The sequence below is a fragment of the Photobacterium leiognathi genome (assembly GCF_030685535.1).
Lineage (GTDB): Bacteria > Pseudomonadota > Gammaproteobacteria > Enterobacterales > Vibrionaceae > Photobacterium > Photobacterium leiognathi.
The window spans coordinates 893,609-917,238 of the sequence record NZ_CP131599.1 but is presented as its reverse complement, the minus strand read 5'-3'; the positions used below and the strand labels follow the sequence as shown (position 1 = coordinate 917,238).

Genomic DNA, 23,630 nt, shown 5'->3' with positions numbered 1-23,630 from the left:
CTTTTTTGTTATAATTTGATGGTCGATTGTTGTGATTATTTTTATTTTGTTATCTTGATGATAGGAATAATCATATGTGGTAGAGCTGTGAGCATTTTGAAATGCGGAATGATTTTAAAATTAAAAATATAAACTTTTGTTGCAAACGAGGCACTTTAAGCCAAGGGAATAAGCAACAGGTATTAAGTTTTACTGAAACTAAGTTACTAGAGTTACTCTTAAACGAAGTTAATGAGATAGTGTTAAAGGAAACGTTAAAAGAATTTGCTTGGCAACATACTGTAGTAACAGACTCATCTTTAACCAAATCTATTGCTAAGTTAAGGAAAGCTTTAGCGTTTTTTTTGGAAGATGAAGAATTAATTATAACTATCCCAAGAGTTGGTTATAAGCTGGTTTCTAACGACGTTACTCCTATAGCAGAAATGGATAATTTAACTGATCTAGAGGAGTATTTAGCAACTGAAGATAGCCTTATTCAAGCTACTGAGTCGACGAGTGAACAACCGTCGGCAATGTCTTTACGCAATAAAATTTTATTTGTGCTATCAGCACTTTTGATTGGTGGGTCTTTATTTAATTTTTTACGTTTTCTTCCCTCTGATAACGAGCGCTATATTGATGATAGCTATCACTTAATAGAATTGAGCAGTAATGGTTTTACTCATACGGTGATCACACCTAAAAGCATGGAGTTACCTCAAGAAATAAGCTATCTATTATCACAGCAAAAATGTGACTGCCTTTTCTTTGTCGATAAAATTTCAGGCCATTTTAATATTTCTTATTTTAATCCTGCAAAATCTCAAGGGGTGAGCCTCATTCTTGATGAGAAGAACCTGATAGAAAAGTTAGGTAGTAATTTGCCTAAAGGTGATAAGTAATGAGAGCCATTTTATTCTTTATTTCTTGTTTATGTTTATTTGGTTATTCACTTTGGTTCAGCCATGATCAGTTTGTGAATCATACAAAGTTTGTTTCAGAGCTTCGCGAATTTACTGACCAGCATGGTGATTGGCGTATTTATACAAAAGTTAATTTTAAGCGCAATACATATACAGCAGAAGTTTTTGTTGATGGTGATGATATCAGTGATACTGCAATCTTTAGAGAAAAAGGACAGTTTTATAGTTTTTTTGATGGTAGTTATCGAGTGAAATCTAATCTGGTATTACTGCAGCAAGTAAAAGTTAATAATGCTGCTAAATCATCGCCTTATACTCATTTCCTTTTTACTTCTCAGCAAGGGAAATATCGAAATTTCAAGATGATATATAACGATTCAAAGATAGTTATTATTCATGTTAATGATAACGATTACGTGCAGTTATACATGAAGAAAGGGCTAAACGAATAGATAATAACTAACGGCGATATGTATTCACATAACGCCGTTTTTGTAATTGGGTGAGTTAGAAATGGTACGTTACATTTGTCATTAATGTAGCTTCATCTTGAAGGCTTGCTTTAAAGATGACCATAGTACTGTCATCTTCAGCATTGTGTAGCGTGTAACCTAATTCTCCACCAAATGACCAATGATTTAGGTTGTACTCAACCCCGGTTTGAATACCGTAAACCATACCATCAAGATTGCTGTTGTCTTCAACCATTTCATAGCCTAGGTTAGCGCCAGCGGTTAAGTTAATATTATTTGTTAAGTTGAACACGTAATCATATTTAGCTTTTACTGTATCTAAACCTGTTGATTCACTATCGTCCTTTAAAGAGAGTTCTTCGTGAGTGTAACCTAATGTTATACGGTGATGATCATTAAGTGTTACACCACCATGAATACCGTAAATCGCACTATTGTCTAAATCATTGTCAGATTCATGATCCGTAATGGTATTTTTTAACATCATGCCGCCTGAAAGACGAAGACCAAGATCGCCACCTACAAAGTAGTCTTGTTTAACAGCTGCGTGTGCTGAAGTCATAGCGAAAGAAGAAACGATTAATGCTGCTAATGGCGTGATTACTTTTTTCATGTTTTAGTCCTATTTATGATGAAAAATTTCATAACATGAGTGCTTGTCACTCTTCGTTGGTCATCACAATAAGCGGAGAAACGAGAAAAGCTAAGGGAATAGCAAAGATAAACGCGGATTAAATATAAATCATTATTAAACAATTAGTTGGGTTTGTTTTTTTACATTTATTTAGATGTGTTCCTTAATTATAAAGATGAAAAAATAGTGTTTTAGATTATTGAATGATGTTTAAATTAATGGGTAGTGATGACTTAACAATCATTACCTATTTTTAAAGAGCTATTAGCTTCTTTTGATTTTGTAAACCATCCATGTCGTCAGCAGCAAACTACAAATAGGTAATGCTACCCAAACACCGTTTACACCAAACAGATGGGCTAAAACAAAGATAAAAACTGAGATCAGTAACAGCTTGCCGCCAGTTAAGATTGAGGCTTCTTTTGGCATGTTGATCGATTGGAAGTAAGTCGCGCCTACAAGTAACATGCCTTCAAAGGGTAATCCCCAGAAGTAGAGGAACATGCCATTCGTTGCGACGGGCTGTAGTAGTGCATTGTCTCCTGCAAACAGGTACACCACATAATCAGGGAAGCTATAAAGTACAGTAATACCAATGGCTGCAACGGCAAGAGTGACGGCAAAGGCAAGATTACGGGCTTTGATTACGCGATCTTTTAATCCAGCAACGGTATTAAAGCTAGTGATTGGTTGAGTACCTAATGCAATCCCTTCGAAGATCAAATAGAAAAACGCTTCTGTGTAACTGACGATACCGTAAGCTGCGACATGAATAGGTTTACCAACCATTAAAAAAGCTTTGTTGTGCAGGATCAGTACCACAGAAAGGTACATATACATTAATAGGCTTGATGTACCGAGTTTTAAGATCTGTAGGCAGGTATCAAGTTTTAGCTTTAGGCTATCCCAGCGAATACGCAGTGATGATTTGTCACTAAAGAAGTGCTGTAAACACAATACACTGGTTGCAGCTTGTGAAAGCATAGTTGCAATAGCAGCTCCCGTTAAACCCCAAGGTATAACTACAATCAGTAACCAATCTAGAACGATATTCAGTACGCCACCGAAAATCATAATATAGGTAACGCGGTTGGGTTGTCCGTCGTTACGTAATAATGATGAAAATGCCATTGAAAGAATGGCAAAGAAGCCCATGCTGAAATACCAGAACAGATAATCTGTTGCCATGGTCAGAATTTTACCTTCAGCACCAACCCACTGAAGAATGTCTTTACCGAAGCTAATACCTAAGCCACAGAAGATCACAGAAGCTATTAAACAAAGACTGAACGCATTGCCGACAATATTTCGGGCTTCCTCTGTTTTATTTTCGCCGAGTTTAATTGATACCAGTGCAGAAGCTCCCATACCAATTAACGCACCTAGCGCATAAAGAATAGAGCCAATTGGGTAACCAAGAATAATGGCAGCGAGACCGTCTTCACCAATAAAGTGACCAACGAACATGCCATCAACGGCCACGTAAACGCCCGTAACCAGCATGGCTGCAATCGTAGGAAGGGTGTAACGCCAGAATAAGCGAAAAATAGAATCGTCGCGTAAAGATAAAGGTTGCGTTAATGAGCCAGACATAAAGACTTCCGTGTAAAGCGATAGTGAAATATCACACTAGCAACCGATGAATAATGTAGAAAATAAACGTTATTCACTCGATCAGTCCAAAAAGTTGGCGCATTTTCGATGGTTATTGCAACTTAGTCAATCTTATAAATTGCAGTTAGGAAGAGATAACGTAAAACGGGAGACAGATCATCTGTTCTTTGAAAGGGATGCTGCAATGCCATACTTCCAGTTGCGTAGTTGAAGCGTTGCTTTATGCTATTTGCTAATGAATCATCACAAGCTTGAAGTTTTATCCCAACAGTGGCGTAGTCTTGATGATTAGCAGGCAACTCACCGAGCCACCAAGCGGGGATTTCTTTACTCGCTTTACTACGATCAAACCAATGATCGGCAACGATCATAAGATAATGTTGTTCACCTGGAGCGAAGTTTTGCTGCAATAGTGCAATGGTATTGAGTAGGGCTTCACGTCTTGCTTTATTCGCACTAACAAAATGATGTGCAATCACCCAAATACAGCTGTTGTCATGTTCTAGACGATAAATAGCCTGTGAAATTAAATGACTATCTTCAATACGTTTGGCTATTAAAGGAATATTTGTTTGTGCAGCGTTAGTGATAATACGACGACACAATGTTTTTGCGAGGTGGTTTTCTTGCATTCCACGGCTATGAATGGTCGGGTAGTGTTGCTCACATAGCAACATACAGTCATGAGCGAGTTGCTCTACGCTGGTTGCTAAAATATCACTGAACAAAATGAATGACCTGCATGGGATAAATAAACACAATAAATACTCAATATGCGAGTTAATTATCGTAGCATATAATTTTCTAATGTCATGTAATACATGAAGATTTGATAATTTTTGACACAGAATTCAAAAAAAGACCTGTACCAATTGGGATTTAGGTACAGGTTACTAGACAGTGAAAAGCATTCACTTAAATCGGTGTAATTCGGTTATTTGTTAGCTAGGCATCGAGGTTTTTTGCTCTCTATTACTACCCAATTTAAAAAGCCAGCGTTTCAGTTTGTCTTTTCGCCAATACAGTAGGGCGCAAGCAACAATAAGATAAATAACAGGCTCAGTAATACCAGATTTCACAGACCAAAGATAATGTATAGGGCTTAGGAGTAGTGCAACATAAACCCAGTTGTGTAGTTGTTGCCAGCGAGCCCCTAACTTCCTTTGTATCTTTTGCATTGATGTCAGAGTGAGTAGCAATAATATAATCCAACTAATAGCGCCAATGGCTAAATATGGGCGTTGGATGATTTCTTCACCAATTAATGCTCAATCGAAACTTAAATCCAATGAGACATAACTACTTAAATGGAGTAGCGCCCAAAAGAAGCTGTATAAGCCGAGTACTCTACGCACTTTAACGAGTGTTGCTTGTTTTCCCCAACGCGCAATTGGACTAAGAAGAAGAGTGAGAAAGAGTGTATTTAGTGCAGCTTTGCCTGTGTAATGTTCAATACCTTTAACTGGATCTGCACCAAAACCACCATTGAAAGTTTGTATTATCAGTATAGCGACAAACAATAGACTTATAGCGTGAATTAACACTTTAAGCCAAGTGATGTGCTGTGGTTTTAATTTAAACTTGCGGTTTTTGGTGCTTGTGTTTGCCATCAGTAGTTCCTTTTCAAATCCATGCCTTGGTATAGACTCGCAACAGCTTCGCTATAACCATTGAACATAGCCGTTGGCTGACGTCGACTACTAAATAAACTGCCTTCACCGATGAAGCGTTCACTGGCTTGGCTCCAACGAGGATGATCAACGTTAGGGTTTACATTGGCATAAAAACCATATTCGTTTGGAGCAAGAATATTCCATGTAGTTGGCGGTTGTTTGTCAGTTAAGGTAATACGAACAATCGACTTAATACTTTTAAACCCGTACTTCCAAGGTACAACTAAACGTAATGGTGCACCATTTTGAGGTGGCAAGGTTTTTCCATATAAGCCAACGGAAAGTAACGTTAAAGGGTGAAGCGCTTCATCAAGACGTAAGCCTTCGACATAAGGATAATCAATTCCGCCACCCAGCGAACGTGATGCTTGTCCTGGCATTTGTTTAGGATCGTATAAAGTTTGGAAAGCAACATATTTGGCTTTGCTAGTAGGGTCGGCACGCTTGATGATGTCGGCAAGGCTAAAGCCAATCCAAGGAACATTCATCGACCACGCTTCTACACATCGTAAGCGATAAATACGCTCTTCTAACGGAAATGATGAGAATAGGTCGTCATAATCTAACGTTAGTGGTTTATTGACTAAACCATCTATTTTTACTTGCCATGGATTGGTAATAAAGTTTTTAGCGCGTTCTGCTGGATCGGTTTTATCGGTACCGAACTCATAGAAATTATTGTATTGAAGGATCTTTTTCTCAGGTGTGAGTGAGAGTGTTGGATTGGATAATGATGATTTTATCGTGGTTAACGAGCGACGATTATCAACAACACTCGTTTGATCATCAGAACTGAACACATCAAAAATACCCGCCGTAGCATTTGATGCTAACGGAAGGCTGGCAGCGGCAATACCTAGCTTCTTTAAAATATCGCGTCGTTGGTGGTAAATAGGCTCCGGCGTGATATCGCTTTCACGCAAATCCCACTTGTTAGTCTTCTTAATTAACATAGCTTTCCTTTTCTAATTTTGATAATCGGTACAAGTAAATAGAACCACCGAGTACCGATTATCTTTCACATAAAAGTTAAAATTTTTGCAAATAATGCTATTTAATTGAGCTAATAATCTTTTGTGCTGTTGTAGTAGTTGAACTAATAAATCTGTTTGCCGTTTAATGTAGAAAAGTTATTCATTGAGTTTGGTTGAGGAAACTATGGCGAGTGTGAGCCAATTTAATGCTGATTTGGAATTACAGCACATATATTTGGAAGTATATGCTGAGCGTTATCATCATCTAAAAGCATTTGTCGAGGCATATTATTGCTTTACCCATGGCGCTGTAACTAAAAATGATAAGCCTGACTGGGAAGCAATTTTTGATACTGGACTCAGAACAACGCAATCATGTGGTGTCATGGATCGTAAATTGCTAGTAAGAGATATGTTGGTGCCATTTTCAGTATTAGTCGGAATGATGAAAGTCATGGTAAGAGATGATGATTTAACCATTGATGGGTTACGTCAGTTACTTGATGAAAAGCTACAATATGTCATTTTGACGCGTGTTGAGTATTCAAAGCTTGTTAAACAGGGCTTAAAAGAAGCGATGCCAGCCGGTTTTTATCAGACAAACAGTCATTATTATCAGCAAAATACTGCACGTTATGATGTGGCAGATATCACATTAGTCGAATAGCTTTAGTGTAAATAAAGGGTTGTCACTTGATAGTCTGAAATTTACCTATATTCTGGCTTACATGTGTACGCTGAGTATAGAGTAAGTGAAGGATGATAACTCAACAGCAAAAACCCCCAGTCATTTGGCTAAATGTAGCCGTCTTTAGTGTAACTTTCTTGGTTGCCCTAATTGGTGTGCCACTTTACGCCTATTATTATGGCTTTGATTGGATACAAATCACGATGCTGCTTGTGGCATTTAGCTTTTGTGGTATGTCGATAACAGCGGGGTACCATCGTTTATGGTCACATAAAACGTATCAAGCTAATGCAGTTTTGCGTTTTATTTTTGCAATTGGTGGGGCGTTTGCATTGCAAAATAGTATTTTGCATTGGTCGTCAGATCATCGTATCCATCATCGTCACGTTGATAATAACGATAAAGATCCGTATTCAGCGAAAAAAGGATTCTTCTACAGCCATATCGGTTGGATGCTTCGTGCATATCAAGCAAGCCGTTATCACGATTATGAAAATTGCCGTGATCTACAAAAAGATAATATTGTGATGTGGCAGCATAAGTATTACTTACCATTAGCCATTATCACTAACTTTGGGATCCCTCTTGCTTTTGGTTTGATCCATGGTGATGTATGGGGCGCATTGTTGCTGGTGGGTTTCTTACGTTTGGTATTAAGTCATCACACCACATTCTTTATTAACTCATTAGCGCATATTTGGGGCTCACAGCCCTACACTGATAGAAATACTGCCCGTGATAATGGTTTTCTTGCGCTGTTAACTTTTGGTGAGGGATACCATAATTATCATCATATTTTCGAAAATGACTATCGAAATGGTATTTGCTGGTGGCAGTTTGATCCCACTAAATGGCTGATCAAATTATGCTCTTGGATTGGATGGACAAAGAATTTAAAAGTGACACCTGCGGATCGTATCGAGAAAACCAAAGCGAAGATGCAGTTTACTCGTATTCAAGCGCACCTAAGTTCAATGCCAAACAACATGGCAAGGATGTCGCAACTAGAAGGTGAATATAACGCATTGATAGCGAAAATCTCAGACTACTACCAAGCTAAAAAACGTTTACTTGAATTAGAGAAGCAGAAGCTCGCTGATAGTTACGATAATTTTGAGTTTGTGCAGCAATATAAGTCTATGAAAGAGCGTTTAGAGTTACAACGACGCGAATGGAAAGGGCTAATACAGCAATATGCGTTGTAAGTTATTCAAGCGAAAAGTGAAATAAAACTAAGAGCTGTCAGGTTTAACCGTAACCTAACAGCTCTTTTTTCATATAAACGGTATAGTAATACTTTTCGGTGACTTCAATTATGTAGAATTTCATATATCGAAGTTACTTCATTAAAAAGATACAATTACTGTTAATTGTATAGTTAAGCTACGTAACTGATTGACTATACATAATGAGGCTAATGTACTGCATAGCGCTATGCTAGTAGAATTGGTCTTTATAAAGTACTATGGATTGTAGAGATTTGTTTATAGTTGGTAGTAAGTATTCATACTGACTATGGCAACAATATCGTTTGGATTGTTGCAACACTCAGAAATTTATTAACGGAGACATCGTTTTGTACCGCGCATTACTTCTTTCACTTACTTGCTTGGTTTCATCTGCAGCAAATGCAATTGAATATCAGTTACCAACCGATGGTAGTAATATCGTTGGTACACCTAATTATTACGAAGTACAAAAGGGAGACAGCCTTGCTGATATCGCCAACAAATACAATGTTGGTTTCCTTGGTATGATGTCTGCTAATAAAGGTATTGATCCGTTTCTTCCTGCTCCTGGACGTTTATTAGAAATTCCTACCAAAGTTGTACTACCAGATGTTTCTCATAAAGGTATTGTTGTTAACCTTGCTGAACTTCGTTTGTACTACTTCCCAAAAGACGATGCATCTAAAGTTTATATTTTCCCTATTGGTATCGGTCGAGTTGGACGTGAAACGCCAAGCATGACAACGACAATCAATGAAAAGGTGAAAAATCCAACGTGGACACCGCCAGCATCTATTCGTAAAGAACACGCTGCACGTGGTGATATTCTTCCTGCCGTTGTACCTGCTGGCCCTGATAATCCACTTGGTGACTATAAAATGCGTCTTGCTTATGGTCACGGTGAGTACTTGATCCACGGTACTAATAAAGATTTTGGTATCGGTATGCGCGTAAGTGGTGGCTGTATTCGAATGAACCCGTGGGATGTTGAGTGGTTATTCCCTCATGTAGCTTTGGGTACACAAGTACGCATCATCAACCAGCCAGTAAAATATTCGGTAGAGCCTAACGGTAAGATTATCGTAGAAGTGCATTCACCATTATCGAAAGATGAGTCGCAAATTGGTGAGAAGAAGACGTTAACAGCACCTAAGCAGTTAATCGAAGATCTAAACTACGATAATGATGCTTACCAAGTGCTAAATAAGGCACTAGATGATCAATCTGGTATTCCAGTCGTATTAAATTAATTTCTATATTGATATTGATATTGATATTGATATTGATATTGATATTGAGATGATAGCTGTTGCACTCGTATCAAAGAGGTAAGTGATCCTATTGATATGCAAAAATCCGATGGCTTTAGTTATCGGATTTTATTATATATGTGTATTAGATCTCGATATCATAACGATAAATTTCAAGCATTAAAAAGCCAGCAGTTATGATGCTGGCTTTTTCGTGTCTGCTAACTAACAACGATTAACGTAGTTGGTAAACTTGACCTTCTTTATCTGCTTTAACAGCAGCAAAGCTTAGTGGGAAAGGACCTTGTGCTTGAACTGATGCTGGTAGGTATTGGATTGCTTGGCGAGCTTCATCTTTTGTTGCGAAGTTACCGTAGATCACTGCATACCAGTTACGACCGTTTACACGCTTCCAGTTAACCCAGATTGGCTCGTTACCTGTGATTGGTTGTAGGTAACCACGAAGGTTACGCTCCTCACTTAACGCAAGAATTTGTACCGTGTAACGAGAAGGCGAAATATCACCGAATGCTTGATCATTCGTCATTGACGTTTCATCTTCTAAATGTGCGTTATCATTATTGATGTAGTCGCTGTCAATCACTGGTGGCGGTGTTACTGTTGTTTCTGGTACTACAGTGTCAGCTGGTTGTTGTTGACACTGAAAGTTAGCACCATCAATTTTAGATGGCATTAGGTAACCTGAATCACATGGGCTGTCAGAAGATGCACAACCAGATAATGCGAATAGTCCTAAAAGAATAGCTGCCTTACGATTCAGCAACGTCATACGTCTCTCCATAATCTTTAGACGAGAATACTAAATTGAAAAATACCGTTAGTTGAAGGTATGGATGTTTAGTATCAAATGTTATTTCGTCTATTGTATCCAATAAAGGCATATTTACCGCATTAAAATATTATAAAAAACGTTGTTTGATGTTTTTTTATTCGATTAAAACAGTATTTTATTGGTTATTTGTATGTTTGTGCTTTCTATTATTTGAGTGGTGAAATGAAAGCAATAAAAAAGTGATTTTAGGTCATAATTTGTATTAAACTGTATAAGTGTACAGTATATTGAGTGTTATCTAATGAGTGCGTATCCGTACTTTATTGAATCCGTTCCTTGTGGTTTTCCATCTCCTGCTGATGGTCATCAAGAGAGCTTAGACCTTGATGAATATCTTATCCGTCATCCTAATGCGACTTTCTTTTTTGCGTGCCTCTGGCGAGTCCATGATTGGGGCTGGCATTTATGATGGTGATTTGCTGGTGGTCGACCGTGCTGAAACGGTAGCTCCGGGCAGAATTGTGATCGCACGTATTTATGATGAATTTACCTGCAAACGTTTAGTTCGCCATCAGGGAGTGTGGTGGCTAAAAGCCGAAAACCCTGCAATGAAGTCTTTTCCACTACCTCAAGATGCTGAAATATTTGGTGTCGTCACTCGTAATATCCATAACTTGCTATAGCGTATGTCTGACAATCTTATCGGGAAGCGGGATCAAGTATGGGCATTAATTGATGCCAAAAGCTTCTATTGCTCCTGCGAACAACTCTTTGATCCTACTATTGCCAACAAACCTGTTGTGGTGCTTTCTAATAACGATGGTTGTTGTGTCGCGTTATCTGAACAAGCCAAAGCTCTTGGTATTACTCGTGGGGCTCCTTGGTTTAAAGTCGAGCGAGAAGCGCGTTCAAAAGGTGTTGTGGTACGTAGTTCTAACTACACCTTATATGCGGATATGAGTCGACGTTTTATTGAAGAACTTTCGAACTTTTCGCCTTGTGTGGAGCAATACAGTATTGATGAAGCCTTTGTTCGATTAGATGGTTTTAAGCTTGATCAACTGGAAGATTATGGCCGTCAAATCAAGCAGACCATCTATAAAAATATTGGCTTACTGATACGTGTTGGTATTGGTGCAACACCAACATTGGCAAAATTAGGTAATCAAGCAGCGAAAGTCTATGAGCAACGTGTTCAAGGTGTGGTTCAAATAGATAGCGATCATAAAAGAGAATGGTTACTAGCCCGTACAGATGTACAGAACATTTGGGGAATAGGCGCAAAAACCGCAACTCGATTACGTACGATGGGAATTGATAACGCATTGCAACTTTCACAAAAAAGTGCCCCAGAGATTCGCCGGATATGGAATGTGGTATTGGCACGTACCGTTATGGAGTTGCAAGGCATTGCCTGTATCGATCCCGGTGATATTGATGAAACCAAGAAGCAGATCTTATCTAGTCGTAGTTTTGGTCAGGGCATTACTGATTTTGAAGAGCTGAAATCAGCATTAGCATTTCACTGTCAGCGAGCAGGTGAAAAACTAAGGCGACAAGGTAGCCAAGCAAATGTCGTCGGTGTTTTTCTTCGTACTAACCGTTATAAACAATTACCACAATTGAATCGTAGTAGTGCTGTACCGTTAATGTGCCCGAGCCAAGATAACTATAAGTTTATTGATTCAGCGCTACAGCAGTTAAAACATATCTATAAGCCCGGATATGAATACCAGAAAGTAGGGGTGATCTTAGATGAACTAACGCCTGCTATAGATGAAGGCTTTCAACTAGATATGTTTGATACCAGCGCCTTTGATGAAGCTAAACGTCGAGAGTTAATGGCAATTACCGATATGATGAATGCCAAGTTCAAGAATGGTATAAAGCCAGCTTCTGTTATTGCCACCTCAAATTGGCATATGAAACAAGCATTTCGCTCTAATCGTTGGACAACACGATTAGATGAATTACCGATTGCTAAATGTTGAACCTCTGTCGCAGCGAATAGTTTTAAGTTGACAAAAGCCTGACCTAAATGAAGATAAGTTGTCACATAACTCGCTTAATCTCGCGTTTTTTACACGAATATTAAGGTTTTATATGCGTTATCTTGCTTTGTGTTGTGCTCTGGGCGTTGTGGGGATCACCGCTTGTCATTCAGATGATAAACCCGATCCCGTTACTGAGTATCAATTTGGTACAAAAACAACTTATGCACCGCAGCAGAAACTCGGAACTTACCAACAAGCACCACAAGGTTATGAGTTAGTTTATTCTGAGTTGGTCTCTCGTCATGGCTCCCGTGCACTTTCCAGTTTTAAATACGACGATATTTCAATGCAAGTTTGGCGTGAGGCACAAAAGCAAGGTGCACTTACTCCATTAGGTGAAAAGCTCGGTGCTGAAATCGAACGTATGACTGCAGCTAACGAAGCGCTAGGCTACGGTAATTTATCCGGTTTAGGTCACGATGAGTTGGTGGCGATTGGTCAGCGTGCAGCGCAGCGTAACCAGTCTTTGATTGACCAAGCAACAGAAAATCAACGCCATATTGTGGTCGAGTATTCAGGTAAAGATCGCGCGCTTGCAAGTGCCAATGCGTTCACTGAAGGTTTGACAGAAAATAACCAAGATCTTACCGATTTACTGTTAGCACCAAAAGTTAACAAAGCGCAGCTGTATTTCCATAAAAAACAAAGAATACAATGACTATGTTGATAACGATGCTGAATTAAGAGCTGCTATTGATCGCTTATTTGATAGCGATAAATCTCATCAAGTGGCACAAACAGTATTAGAGCGTCTCTATAGTCCTGAGTTTGTACAACAATTAGTAAATGGTGAACTGAAGTTTTATTCAACAGAAGAGCCTGATGAGTTATTAGCAGAAAATGAAGTCGATGTAGTGATTCATTTGTTTAACCTCTACTTAATTGCGCCTGGTATGGCACAAGAAGCAGGTCAAGAGCCTTGGCACTTTGAGCAATTCTTTACCCCAGAAGAAACGCAATGGTTAAGCTATGTATTAGACGGTGAAGACTTTTATGAAAAAGGCCCAAGCTTTAACAATACTGATATTACTTACAAGATGGCATGGGTATTGGTTGATGACTTTTTTAATGAAATCGAAAAAATTAAGCAAGGTAATGATCAGGCGGCACTAAAGGTACGTTTTGCCCATGCTGAAACTATTATGCCTTTTGCTGCGAATATGGAATTGAAAGGTAGTGAAGAGGGTGTTGATCCTCAAAAAACCTTTAGTTATGACAACAATGATTGGCACGGTAAATGGGTAGCGCCTTATAGTAGTAATATTCAGTGGGATGTGTATCGTGGTGAAGCTGATGATTTGCTTGTGAAGATGCTCTATAACGAGAAAGAAATTAGCTTTAAATCATCATGTCATCCTATTGAGCCTGATAGCTACTTTTATAGCTTCTCGGAACTAAAGAGTTGTTATAACCAATAAATAAAAATGCGTACATAGTGAAAGTTAAGTGTGAAGCAAACAATCGCTATGTACGTTTTTGCTTGTAGATGCGTGATCTATTTATTTATATATACGAGCTAGATAGATCTTTTTCCTCTATCAAATAGTGAATCGATATTTTTTAACATTCTTCACTCTATTAGTATTAATAGAACAGATAGGAGTGAAGTATGAAAAAATGGATACAGGAAAGAAATCAAACGAAAGCCAGAGTTACTGCCGCAATATTAACTATTGGTTTAATCATGGTGTCTCTAATGACATCAGGTTTAGCGAGTGCGTTATGTGATCTTGCTGCTTTTTTAATTTTGATCACTGTCGTTTGGATGAAAATAGACAATAATAAGGAACAATCTCAAGAAAAGATCTTGGTTAATAGCAATGAAAAGCTAGAGATTGAACCTTAAATAGTGAGGTAATAAGGAATAACTATCTCATTCGATTAAATTTGCTCAATGGATGATTTTACAATGGCGGCACTTCATTGCTATTAACCAGATTGTGCTGATAAATTGTTCTTTTTATGACTAATTAACTATCTATACTTAGAAAATTTAGCAATTTCCCCTCTACCTTTGCTATTTAACCTCTCCATTTGTTAAGGTTGCTGAAGATGTCTCTTCTATTCATGCAAAAGGAATGCTTATGCGCTTGCTTATAAGTCTATTAGCCTCTCTACTTATCTGTTTTTCCGCTCAGGCAAGTGAAAAAAAATATTCAGAAACCGATATGTTAGAAAAGCCATTCATGGAACGTTATATTCTCGATGAGCTGAAAGATTTACGTGAATCTCAGCAAGATCTTGAACGTCGAATGGTGATTGAAATTACTGACCGTGAGTTAGCTGTTGCTGATAAATCTCTGAATTACGCCAATGTCACAGTGACTTACTTTTTCTATATTATTGCAGGTGTCGCATCACTGATTGCTTTTGTTGGTTGGCAGTCATTGCGTGAGTTTAAGAGCAATACAAAAGAGATGGCAGATAAGCGTTTAGAGCAAATCGCTCAAGAATATGAAAAGAAATTCTTAGCACTTGAGCGAGATTTAAAACGTAAAACACGCATTATCAGTGAAAATAATAAAGAGATTGAGAAAATTAACGAAATTCATAACTTATGGCTTCGTGCGCAAAGTTCTCAAACGCCAGAGCAACGTATTGATGTTTACGATGAAATATTATTGATCCGACCTGGTGATCTTGAAGCATTAACGTATAAAGCTGATGCTGCGATGGAGATAAAAGAATATCGCTGGGCGTTGAGTTTATGTAATCGTGTATTGGAAGTCGACGATACTAATGGTCCAGCGCTATATCAACGTGCGTGTGCTTATTCTCGTCTAGGTATTGAAGAGCAAGCGATTGAAGATTTAGAACGAGCAATTGTTGCAAGCCCTTCAATTAGAGACTTGATTGCAGATGAGCCAGATCTAGATATCTTGCATGGTAATAATCGTTTTGATTTATTGCTGATATCCGTTGACTAAAGCTCCGGTTTATCTTTTTCTAAAATTAGTTGTTCTATTAAAGAAGCGGTAAATAATTACCGCTTCTTTTTATTTTAAAATAACTGTCTTTTTCTAAATATATTTATCTTTATTAGGTATAACTGGATTCTATTTAAAAATAATAAGGCACAATACCTAAAAAACGTAATACATCCTTATTTAGAATTATATTTATAATATATACAAAATAATTACATTAAAACTTATATAAATAAACCTAACCATAAATAATATTTCATATCTTTTATTTATTTGTTTTTAAATTTATTAATGTGTGATTCAACGCTATTTTCTGCTGTTATAAACTTAATATTATCGCCTCGAATTTACCGCAAAAATACAAGTGACATATTTTGTATTTTGACTTTGTTGTTTAAAAGCGATCATCAGGGAGAGCGATGTGTTTTTAATTGAGTTTTTAATTGTATTAGGTTGTATCTTGATCGGTGCCCGCCTTGGCGGTATCGGTTTAGGTGTTATGGGTGGTGTAGGTTTAGCGATTTTAAGCTTTATCTTTGGGTTGCAACCAACAAGCCCACCAATTGATGTCATGTTAATGATCATGGCGGTTGTAGCGGCGGCTGCTGCAATGCAAGCGGCTGGTGGTCTTGAATACTTAATCAAAATTGCTTCAAATATCCTGCGTAAAAATCCTCGTCATATTACCTTTATTGCACCATTAGTGACTTACACCTTTACCTTCTTAGCTGGTACAGGTCACGTTGCTTATTCAGTATTACCTGTGATTGCTGAAGTGAGCCGTCGCAGTGGTATCCGCCCTGAGCGTCCAATGGGGATGGCTGTTATCGCTTCTCAGTTTGCGATTGTTGCAAGTCCAATTGCTGCTGCAGTTGTGGCGCTAGTTGCCTTCCTTGAGCCGCAAGGTATTACTTTAGCTGACGTATTAATGGTTACAGTTCCAGGTACATTCTGTGGCTTGGCATTAGCTTGTGTGATTGTAAACAAGCTAGGTAAAGAGCTAAAAGACGATCCTGAATACCAACGTCGTATGCAAGATCCTGCTTTCCGTAAAGAAATGGAGCAGGAAGTGAAGGTCGAAGAAATTGCGATCAAACCAGGTGCGAAAAAAGCGGTAGGCTTATTCCTATTTGGTGCATTAGCTGTAGTTGTAATGGGTGCGTTTCCTGCCTTACGTCCACACTTTGATGGTTCACCAATGGGGATGGCACATACCATTGAAATCGTGATGTTAGCAATGGGTGCATTGATCATCTTGATCTGTAAACCAGACGGTTATGAGATCACTCAGGGTTCAGTGTTCCATGCGGGTATGCGTGCCATTGTAGCGATTTTCGGTATTGCATGGTTAGGTGATACGTTTATCGCAGGCCACGATCTGATGGTGAAAGAGGCAGTATCTGGTCTTGTAGAAGTTGCGCCTTGGACATTTGCTTTTGCCTTGTTTGCACTGTCTGTGATGGTGAACAGTCAAGGTGCGACAACAGCAGTACTTGTACCTGTAGGTATTACATTAGGCTTACCACCTGAAGTGATCATTGCGACGTTCGTTGCCGTTAACGGTTACTTCTTTATTCCTAACTATGGTCCAATCATTGCGTCAATCGACTTTGACCGTACGGGTACAACTAAAATCGGTAAGTTTATCTTCAACCACAGCTTTATGATCCCAGGTTTATTGAGCATGGTGTTCAGTATTATCTTCGGCTTCATTTTTGCAAGCTTTGTATTGTAATTGAATAAGTTACTGTAATAACACAGCATAAGCCTTTATATCGTAAAATTCGGTATAAAGGCTTTTATGATTAAGCTCACGAAGCGACCAAGTAAAGGTCGCTTTTTTTTGTTATTACTGCGAATGTGAAAGCCAATATTTGTTGGGTTAATATGATAAATGAGGCCATGGATGAGCAGTAAACTTGAAGATTATTCAGTACATATTTCCATTAATCCTGAGCTGGTACATTTCCAAAATGCAGTAAAAGAAAAACTGTATGACTTTAATCATGCTCGTCCTAGCGATGAAGTGACACAACGTAAGATCCTTAATGAATTATTGGGAGCGGTTAATCACGCCGTGATTGTTGCGCCTTTTTATTGCGATATGGGTAAGAACATTCACTTCAAGCGAGGTGGATTTTTAAATGCTGGCGTGAAGATTTTAGATATCGCTCCTGTTTATTTTGGCGAGCATGTTTTGATTGGCCCTAATGTGGTGATCAGTACAACAGGACATCCGATTGATATGGCTGAACGTGTATTGCCTGTGGCATCAGGCAATCCTATTACAATTGGCGATTGTGTATGGATTGGTGCTGGTGCAATTATTTTAGATGGCGTCACCATTGGTGATCGTAGCGTGATTGGTGCCGGTAGTGTGGTGACTAAAGATATTCCAGCAGATTGTATTGCGGTTGGTAACCCATGTCGGGTTGTTAAGCAGATTGAACACGGTGAAATGCCCACAGAAGCTGAACTCGAAGAGTTGTGGCGACCTGTAATGGAAATGTAGGTTTAACTATTTATAGCTCATCATATAACAAAGCCAGAGTTGTACTCTGGCTTTGTATTTTTACTTGTCTTATTTTGAAACGTAAGCTTTGATTTAAGGAATAAACATTTCAATATAAATCAAAGAGGCAATACCAATTGCTAACCATAACAACACGCCAAGTAGCATAGGCTTTGGTCCTGCATTGCGAAGTTTATTAACGGTAATACCTGAACCAATTAAGAATAAGCAGACAACCAACAAACGCTTAGATGCAATGAAGATCATATCGTACACAGGTTGGAATTGCGGTAAGAAGTGAGCGACTAAAATCGCTACACAGTACAATACGATAAAGTAAGGAACGGCAATTTTCTTACTATTACCTTTAAACAGTAACGCACTGATAAAGGCAACTGGGATGATCCACAGTGCGCGTGCAAGTTTTAGTGTTGTTGCCGTTTTTAAGGCTTCATCACCGTACGAACCTGCAGCACCTACAACGGAAGAAGTATCATGAATAGCAATGGCTGCCCATGTACCAAAAGCGTGTTGGCTCATATCTAGTAAATGACCAATAGCAGGGAAGATAAACAGAGCTACTGCATTTAATACAAATACTGTCGCAAGTGCGAGAGAGGTTTGATCGTCACGAGCATTGATAGCCTGTGATACCGCTGCAATGGCACTACCACCACAAATAGCAGTACCCGAAGCAATAAGGTGACCTATTTTTTTATCCAGACTTAAAAAGTGTGTTGCAATCCAGCCTAGTAGTAAAGTGAAAAAGATCGAACAAATGATTAGCCCTAAACCTGCTTTACTTGCTTCAATAGCCTCATTTAAGTGAATACCGAAACCTAAACCAATAATGGAATATGACAAAAGTTTTTTGGTGAGGGCGGCGATATTAAATTGCGTTGGAACAAACCCGAAACTGGCTAAGAGAAAGCCTAAAATTAAAGCAATGGGTGAGCTAATAAATGGGGTAAGACACAATAGCGCTGTGCAAATAAACACAGCGTCTGTCGGTCGAAGACGTTTGAAATTGTCGATAATGGTCATGTGATAGCGATAATAATAGAGTTATATATTTAAAAATTATACGCTTACCACTGAATTTATAAGAGTTAAATTGATTGAGCGTGGGGTTAAGAAAAACTTAACATTATTGTGGGTTTATTTTTTAATCCATTCACCAGTTTTTGTTTGAAAATAGTACCCTGGTAAGGTCTTTTGCTTAGCTTTAGCACGTCCCAATGCGGTGACTTCTTCAATGCTCATGTTATTTTGCTGGCTAATTTGTTGGTAGCCTAGCTTTCTTTTTTGATTGGTATCATCGATCAGCTGCTTTACTTTCGCTGTTGGTGCCGATTGAACACTTGCCACATAGCCACTATTGGCTTCACCGATCAAACCTTGTTGCTTTGCTTGCTGTAAGGTGAGCGCCATTGCAGTGTTAGCTAAGCATAATACGCTTATAATCAATGCTGTTTTAATAACTGAACGATGGAATTTAGAAAACATTTTTGTCCTTGAATAACTCATTAATTTCATGATCGGCTTTCACGTTGATTTCATGTTTAATATTAATGTTTAAGTTAATTTCAATCGGCTTTTCAGAAAGTGCGACTTCAACTTTCGGTGTACAGCCACTCATAAGTGCAGTTCCCATCATGAGTACAAACAAACCATGAAGTTTGCGGAAACGAAACGTTGGAAAAAGAGCTTGATTGAGTTTTCTATTCGTTGTCATACAGTTTTTAATCTTCTTATTATTGAACGCCAAGTTGTTGTTTGATTTGAGCAACAATCGGTGATGAGTCAATGAATTCCTTTGAACGTAATAACTTAGGGATATTATCATTAAGTTTAATATTGACGTTAATAGGACGTCCATGTTGGAAATCTGGATTATTACCTTCGATACGTGTTTTTAACGATAAATCGCCGTTTTTAGCATAATCAAAGGCAAGCGCAATGGAGTTGTAATGATAATTGCCTAATACTTCCACAATATTTAGTGGGCTATAAGTACCTACTTCTTTTACTTTTTTATCGATGGTTGAACCTTGGATATAGCGTAGAACACCACCTGGCTTTTGGGTTTGTAGTGTTGCGTTACGTATAACGATACTGCCGTCTTCTAATGCAATTGGAATAACACCATCGATACGACCAGTTAATTCAATATTATCTTGATCGGCTTCTGCGATGACACGAGCAAGATCAACACCAGAGACGGTAAACCGTACTTGTTTAATATTACTTAGGCTAGTGATTGTAATTGGCTCAATGGTGATATTGCCGCCATACAGTTCAGTCGTGCCATGGGCAATGTGGTAGTAATCATTGCTGGTATCAAATTCAGCCAATAGGCGAGGGTTAGACATAGGCACACCCACATCAAGATAATCTGCTGAGATCTCTAATGGCGATTGGGTTTTAACGCCTGTCGATGATAACGCCAGATGAATATGACTACCCACGTTACCAAATCGGAACGACTCATATTCGCCAGTAATACGATGCGTTGAAAGATCAATAAACCCAGATATTTGCTTATCTTTATTTACTGTTATGTCAGCACTTGTTGTTAGCTGACCTTGAGTAATGTTCAGATCAATAGGCAACACTGGGATATAAAAGCTTTTCAGATCTTGCTCTGGTGTAAAGGTGAATGTATGGCGTTTTAATTTAATGTTAGACACACCTGTATCGAAGTTAGATAGTAAGCGCATATCAGCAAATAAAGCATGATTACTGTTTTTAAACTTACTATTAATATTTAACTCTGAGCCATTTAGCTGTGCATGACCTTGGCTGTAGATCTTACCCAGTTTTTGGTTATTACGTTGCGCACTAAAAGTAATATCGTAATCAGATTTAAGCTGTAACGGCTTTACTGTTACTGATTCATACAAAACTTGGTGTTCTGCACGGATCTTTGCTTGGATCGCAGCAATATCGGCACCTACTTTATAAGGAGCGGTAAAATCGACTTGTGGAGATAAATCTTTTAGATGTGATAAACCCGTTAGTTCGACCAACTTTTTAATAAGTATTAACTTTTTAATAAGTATTGTATCGATGCTATCAGTCGTAGTTTTTTCTTTAACAACCACTGGTTTTGCTTTAACAGGTGGTAGCGGCTTGATCAATTTGATCTCTTGGCTTAGATAAAAGTTGTTCACTTTAATGCCTAAATCCGCACGATAACGACTTAATGAATCATGATCGTTATTATCAAAATCTTCATTACGGTTAACAATGAACTCGGATGTTAAAGAAGCCTTGGTATCTGCGGGTTGGTAAACTGTAAAGTTACCCACTGTTTTAAACTTATCTTGAGTATAAAGCCCGATTAAAGAATCCAGATGGAAGTTAATATCTTTACTTAGGCTTTTTTGTAGTCCGGGGATCCCTTTAACATTCACTTGATCCATAGAGATATTATTGTTCGTCATTTGAGCGATCAATAAATGGTTAGCCCAGGTTGCAACCATATGCGTTTTGAATGTGAAGTCGTTAATTTGGCTTTCAGGCATTGGGTAAATGGTCTTTGCCTGTGCTTCTACTTCTGCATTGATGTGACATTGCAGATCAGGATATAAGCAGTTCAAGTCATTGAAATCAAAGTTTATAGATGACTGGGTACGCTTATTTACAAAGCTAATCTTTTCCTTTTTGTCCCTTAAAATTACACGTAACAGCTTATCGTAGAAGTTGACATTAAAATCAATTCTTCCATCAGTGATCATCTGTACGTCGGCAAGCTGCTTTTCTTTTAATCTATTAGTTGTTTTCTCAGCTTTCTTTTTAAAAAGACCTGCTGGTATTGCATATTTATTAAGAGAAATAGCAAAAGATTCAGGTAATTCAAAACCAACATCGTAGTATGCCGTAGCTAGTTTGTTATCCACCAGCATACGTTTATCTTTTGGTGCATCAACAGGGGCCTCGGTTTGTATCGCAACAAAACGTAAAGGACCATTGATTTTGGCGTCAGGTAAACCTTTAAGGCCAAGGCGATCTGTAAATTCTTTAGTACCTTTAAACTTGGCATTGCAGTTCATGTACTTAGGAAGAGGTTGAGCAAAGAGAATGACAGTATCACAATCAAGGCGATTACCATCATTACGTACAAGGCTGGTATGCACACGGGCATCGGTTTTCGTTAAATGGCGAACCGTTACATCTAAATTATAAGGATCTGGCGCAAGGGCTTTACCACGAACAATAAACTTGGCTTTAGTGTGGGTTTCTTCTGCAATATTAAGCTCTTTCGCTTGTTGCTTTGCTTTAAGCTCAGCTTCTTTCCTATCAAGATCTTGCTGAGTTTGAATTTTCTTCTTTTTTTCTTCTTCTTGGTCTTTTTAGTGGCTTTCTTATTATCTGCTGTTGGTGTTTCAAGTAGAACACGCGCATCTAAAATCAGATCACCATAAGTGAACGATTTAACTCTGAATTTGTGCATAGGTAACTGAGCCAAATTAGCAATAGTTTGGCCTAGGTGATATCCCTTGTTATTGATATCAGCGCGTTCCACGAATTTGGGTAAAAACTTTGGTTCTTCAAGATGAAGCTTATTGGCGGTTAACACCATAGATTCAGTTGGGTGTTTAAAGTCGATAGAAAACCCAGCATTAGTAATGATCTGCTTTTCTAAAATTGAATACAGGGTTTCCCACTGAGGCTCCATAGTACCAATGTTAATTTTAAAAGGTGTTGCATCACCTTGCCAGCTAATGGAAAAACTGCCGTCGTTAAAAGGCAAACGGTAGTGAGGCGAAGGATTATAGTCGGGGAAAAATAGCGTGATCACGCCTTTAGCCATATTACCCGTTAGTGAAATATGCGGATCGCTATCAAAATTTACGTTCACATCTTCAAGAATTTGAACGGCATTAGGCCAACCAGTCACACTGTTAGTATGTAGGGCTGATGATGTCACTTTTCGAGCATGAGCAGTGAAACGAAATGGCGTTGAGAAATGGGTAAATTTCAGATCAGCATCGTAAAAGTGGATATAGTTAAGTTTGATATTCTGATCAGCTAACGTTTTAGTCGCTGCTTTTGGTAGCTTAACAGAAGATTTCACCGCAAAAGGTGATAGGAGACATCACCCGTCTCTTTATTTTTGTTACGACGTAACGAAAGGCTCTCTAAATCAATCGTTGTATTATCAATACTGACAGAGATTTTCTTTGCTGCAATGCCGTTATTGAAGGTTAAACCAGAGACATTATTTAAGTGGATGCCCTTGGTGCTTAACCAACTTGATAAAATCACTGGTGGTGTGACAACAAAAATCAAAATAGACCAAAACAGAAAACGTCGGAAACGCTTGTTTTGTGGTACTACTTTAAGTTGTTCATCAGTGTTTGATGAGTTTGGTTCTATATCATCATTTTGTTGCTCTTTTTTATCCGACATAGAACTCAATCTTTCCCCAAAAAACAATGAAACCCATCACTAATATTAACATGACAATAATAAATATATTAATTACTTATAATAAAGGTGTTTTTTTTTTGCTTTGTCATATTTAGGTTATTTATAGATTTTGCTCACAAACTTCTCAAATATTAGTGACGGTGTCACGTTAGTGCTCAATATTACTTACTCTGCTAAATAGTGTAACCAACCTTGGTTTATCACCGTAAAATATTCGGGACAACGTAACTTTTGTTGTTTCCTTTCTGCTACGGGTAAATTGCTACACATACTACTTCCCCGCATATTTTATCGTTATGTCTTTTTCGTGATATTTATAGTGTATGAAGGAAAATATCCAGATAAATATGCTAACTATCTACAGATAACTTTCTCAATATGAATTTATATTCTCATTTCTAAAACAAAACAGGTTATCTATTTACACAGGGTTAATAGGGTTTTCTATAGTGTGTATGCGGCGCTAAA

General features: G+C 38.2%; 24 protein-coding genes and 1 pseudogene. 13 read left to right on the top strand and 12 right to left on the bottom strand.

The window, feature by feature from the left end:
- Positions 1-101: 101 nt before the first annotated feature.
- Together Q7674_RS04285 and Q7674_RS04280 are read left to right on the top strand one after the other, a co-directional pair.
- Positions 102-884, top strand: coding sequence for a winged helix-turn-helix domain-containing protein (locus Q7674_RS04285; protein WP_045062355.1), 783 nt, complete (start codon positions 102-104; stop codon positions 882-884).
- Positions 884-1,357 carry a hypothetical protein gene (locus tag Q7674_RS04280; RefSeq protein ID WP_045062356.1) on the top strand — a complete coding sequence of 158 codons (474 nt, stop codon included), beginning with the start codon at positions 884-886 and terminating at the stop codon, positions 1,355-1,357. Before Q7674_RS04285 ends, Q7674_RS04280 begins: the two co-directional genes overlap by 1 nt.
- A 55-nt stretch (positions 1,358-1,412) precedes the next feature.
- Here Q7674_RS04280 and Q7674_RS04275 read toward each other — a convergent pair whose 3' ends face one another.
- From Q7674_RS04275 to msrP, 5 genes and pseudogenes are all read right to left on the bottom strand, one after another.
- Positions 1,413-1,991 carry an outer membrane beta-barrel protein gene (locus tag Q7674_RS04275; RefSeq protein WP_045062357.1) on the bottom strand — a complete coding sequence of 193 codons (579 nt, stop codon included), beginning with the start codon at positions 1,989-1,991 and terminating at the stop codon, positions 1,413-1,415.
- A 285-nt stretch (positions 1,992-2,276) separates the two neighbouring features.
- A complete protein-coding gene (locus Q7674_RS04270; protein ID WP_305421817.1) occupies positions 2,277-3,605 on the bottom strand; it encodes an MATE family efflux transporter in 1,329 nt (442 codons plus the stop codon).
- A gap of 122 nt (positions 3,606-3,727) precedes the next feature.
- Positions 3,728-4,354 carry a hypothetical protein gene (locus tag Q7674_RS04265; RefSeq protein ID WP_045062359.1) on the bottom strand — a complete coding sequence of 209 codons (627 nt, stop codon included), beginning with the start codon at positions 4,352-4,354 and terminating at the stop codon, positions 3,728-3,730.
- 213 nt (positions 4,355-4,567) lie between these two features.
- Positions 4,568-5,236, bottom strand: a pseudogene (gene msrQ, locus Q7674_RS04260) (protein-methionine-sulfoxide reductase heme-binding subunit MsrQ).
- Positions 5,236-6,252: a protein-methionine-sulfoxide reductase catalytic subunit MsrP gene (gene msrP / locus Q7674_RS04255; protein WP_045062362.1), complete on the bottom strand. Its 1,017-nt coding sequence runs from the start codon at positions 6,250-6,252 to the stop codon at positions 5,236-5,238. Before msrP ends, msrQ begins: the two are co-directional and overlap by 1 nt.
- A gap of 205 nt (positions 6,253-6,457) precedes the next feature.
- On the opposite strand from msrP, the gene Q7674_RS04250 reads away from it, so the two are divergent.
- The 3 genes from Q7674_RS04250 (at position 6,458) to Q7674_RS04240 (ending at position 9,440) form a co-directional block, all read left to right on the top strand.
- Positions 6,458-6,940 carry a hypothetical protein gene (locus Q7674_RS04250; RefSeq protein WP_045062364.1) on the top strand — a complete coding sequence of 161 codons (483 nt, stop codon included), beginning with the start codon at positions 6,458-6,460 and terminating at the stop codon, positions 6,938-6,940.
- Positions 6,941-7,032: 92 nt separating this feature from the next.
- Positions 7,033-8,166, top strand: a complete 1,134-nt coding sequence (locus tag Q7674_RS04245) for a fatty acid desaturase (RefSeq protein ID WP_045062366.1) — start codon at positions 7,033-7,035, stop codon at positions 8,164-8,166.
- Positions 8,167-8,537: 371 nt separating this feature from the next.
- Entirely contained in the window at positions 8,538-9,440 is a 903-nt protein-coding gene (locus tag Q7674_RS04240; RefSeq protein ID WP_045062368.1) for a L,D-transpeptidase family protein, read from the top strand.
- A gap of 235 nt (positions 9,441-9,675) precedes the next feature.
- Here Q7674_RS04240 and Q7674_RS04235 read toward each other — a convergent pair whose 3' ends face one another.
- Entirely contained in the window at positions 9,676-10,230 is a 555-nt protein-coding gene (locus Q7674_RS04235; protein ID WP_008989377.1) for an SPOR domain-containing protein, read from the bottom strand.
- Positions 10,231-10,619: 389 nt separating this feature from the next.
- Between Q7674_RS04235 and Q7674_RS04230 the strand changes: the two genes are divergently transcribed.
- From Q7674_RS04230 to Q7674_RS04195, 8 genes are all read left to right on the top strand, one after another.
- Positions 10,620-10,916: a LexA family protein gene (locus Q7674_RS04230; RefSeq protein ID WP_305421813.1), complete on the top strand. Its 297-nt coding sequence runs from the start codon at positions 10,620-10,622 to the stop codon at positions 10,914-10,916.
- A gap of 3 nt (positions 10,917-10,919) precedes the next feature.
- Positions 10,920-12,224, top strand: a complete 1,305-nt coding sequence (locus Q7674_RS04225) for a Y-family DNA polymerase (protein ID WP_305421811.1) — start codon at positions 10,920-10,922, stop codon at positions 12,222-12,224.
- A gap of 112 nt (positions 12,225-12,336) precedes the next feature.
- The gene (locus tag Q7674_RS04220; protein WP_305421809.1) at positions 12,337-12,945 is read left to right on the top strand and encodes a histidine-type phosphatase; all 609 of its coding nucleotides are present in this window, start codon (positions 12,337-12,339) and stop codon (positions 12,943-12,945) included.
- Positions 12,946-13,015: 70 nt separating this feature from the next.
- The gene (locus tag Q7674_RS04215) at positions 13,016-13,705 is read left to right on the top strand and encodes a histidine-type phosphatase (RefSeq protein ID WP_305421807.1); all 690 of its coding nucleotides are present in this window, start codon (positions 13,016-13,018) and stop codon (positions 13,703-13,705) included.
- Positions 13,706-13,896: 191 nt separating this feature from the next.
- Positions 13,897-14,133 carry a hypothetical protein gene (locus tag Q7674_RS04210; RefSeq protein ID WP_045062373.1) on the top strand — a complete coding sequence of 79 codons (237 nt, stop codon included), beginning with the start codon at positions 13,897-13,899 and terminating at the stop codon, positions 14,131-14,133.
- A gap of 238 nt (positions 14,134-14,371) precedes the next feature.
- Positions 14,372-15,214, top strand: a complete 843-nt coding sequence (locus Q7674_RS04205) for a tetratricopeptide repeat protein (RefSeq protein ID WP_045062375.1) — start codon at positions 14,372-14,374, stop codon at positions 15,212-15,214.
- Positions 15,215-15,635: 421 nt separating this feature from the next.
- A complete protein-coding gene (locus tag Q7674_RS04200) occupies positions 15,636-16,949 on the top strand; it encodes an anaerobic C4-dicarboxylate transporter family protein (protein WP_045062376.1) in 1,314 nt (437 codons plus the stop codon).
- Between the two features lie 171 nt (positions 16,950-17,120).
- A complete protein-coding gene (locus Q7674_RS04195; RefSeq protein ID WP_045062377.1) occupies positions 17,121-17,726 on the top strand; it encodes a sugar O-acetyltransferase in 606 nt (201 codons plus the stop codon).
- A 93-nt stretch (positions 17,727-17,819) separates the two neighbouring features.
- On the opposite strand, the gene Q7674_RS04190 is transcribed toward Q7674_RS04195, so the two are convergent.
- From Q7674_RS04190 to Q7674_RS04165, 6 genes are all read right to left on the bottom strand, one after another.
- Positions 17,820-18,770 carry a YeiH family protein gene (locus Q7674_RS04190; protein WP_305421803.1) on the bottom strand — a complete coding sequence of 317 codons (951 nt, stop codon included), beginning with the start codon at positions 18,768-18,770 and terminating at the stop codon, positions 17,820-17,822.
- A 114-nt stretch (positions 18,771-18,884) separates the two neighbouring features.
- Entirely contained in the window at positions 18,885-19,232 is a 348-nt protein-coding gene (locus tag Q7674_RS04185; protein WP_045062382.1) for a YdbL family probable chaperone protein, read from the bottom strand.
- Positions 19,222-19,461, bottom strand: coding sequence for a YnbE family lipoprotein (locus Q7674_RS04180; protein WP_023935094.1), 240 nt, complete (start codon positions 19,459-19,461; stop codon positions 19,222-19,224). Before Q7674_RS04180 ends, Q7674_RS04185 begins: the two co-directional genes overlap by 11 nt.
- A 19-nt stretch (positions 19,462-19,480) precedes the next feature.
- Positions 19,481-21,865: an intermembrane phospholipid transport protein YdbH family protein gene (locus Q7674_RS04175; RefSeq protein WP_305421800.1), complete on the bottom strand. Its 2,385-nt coding sequence runs from the start codon at positions 21,863-21,865 to the stop codon at positions 19,481-19,483.
- Between the two features lie 38 nt (positions 21,866-21,903).
- A complete protein-coding gene (locus Q7674_RS04170; protein ID WP_305421798.1) occupies positions 21,904-22,806 on the bottom strand; it encodes a hypothetical protein in 903 nt (300 codons plus the stop codon).
- A complete protein-coding gene (locus Q7674_RS04165) occupies positions 22,803-23,141 on the bottom strand; it encodes a hypothetical protein (RefSeq protein ID WP_305421796.1) in 339 nt (112 codons plus the stop codon). The genes Q7674_RS04170 and Q7674_RS04165 overlap by 4 nt, the downstream gene beginning before the upstream one ends.
- Positions 23,142-23,630 lie beyond the last annotated feature (489 nt).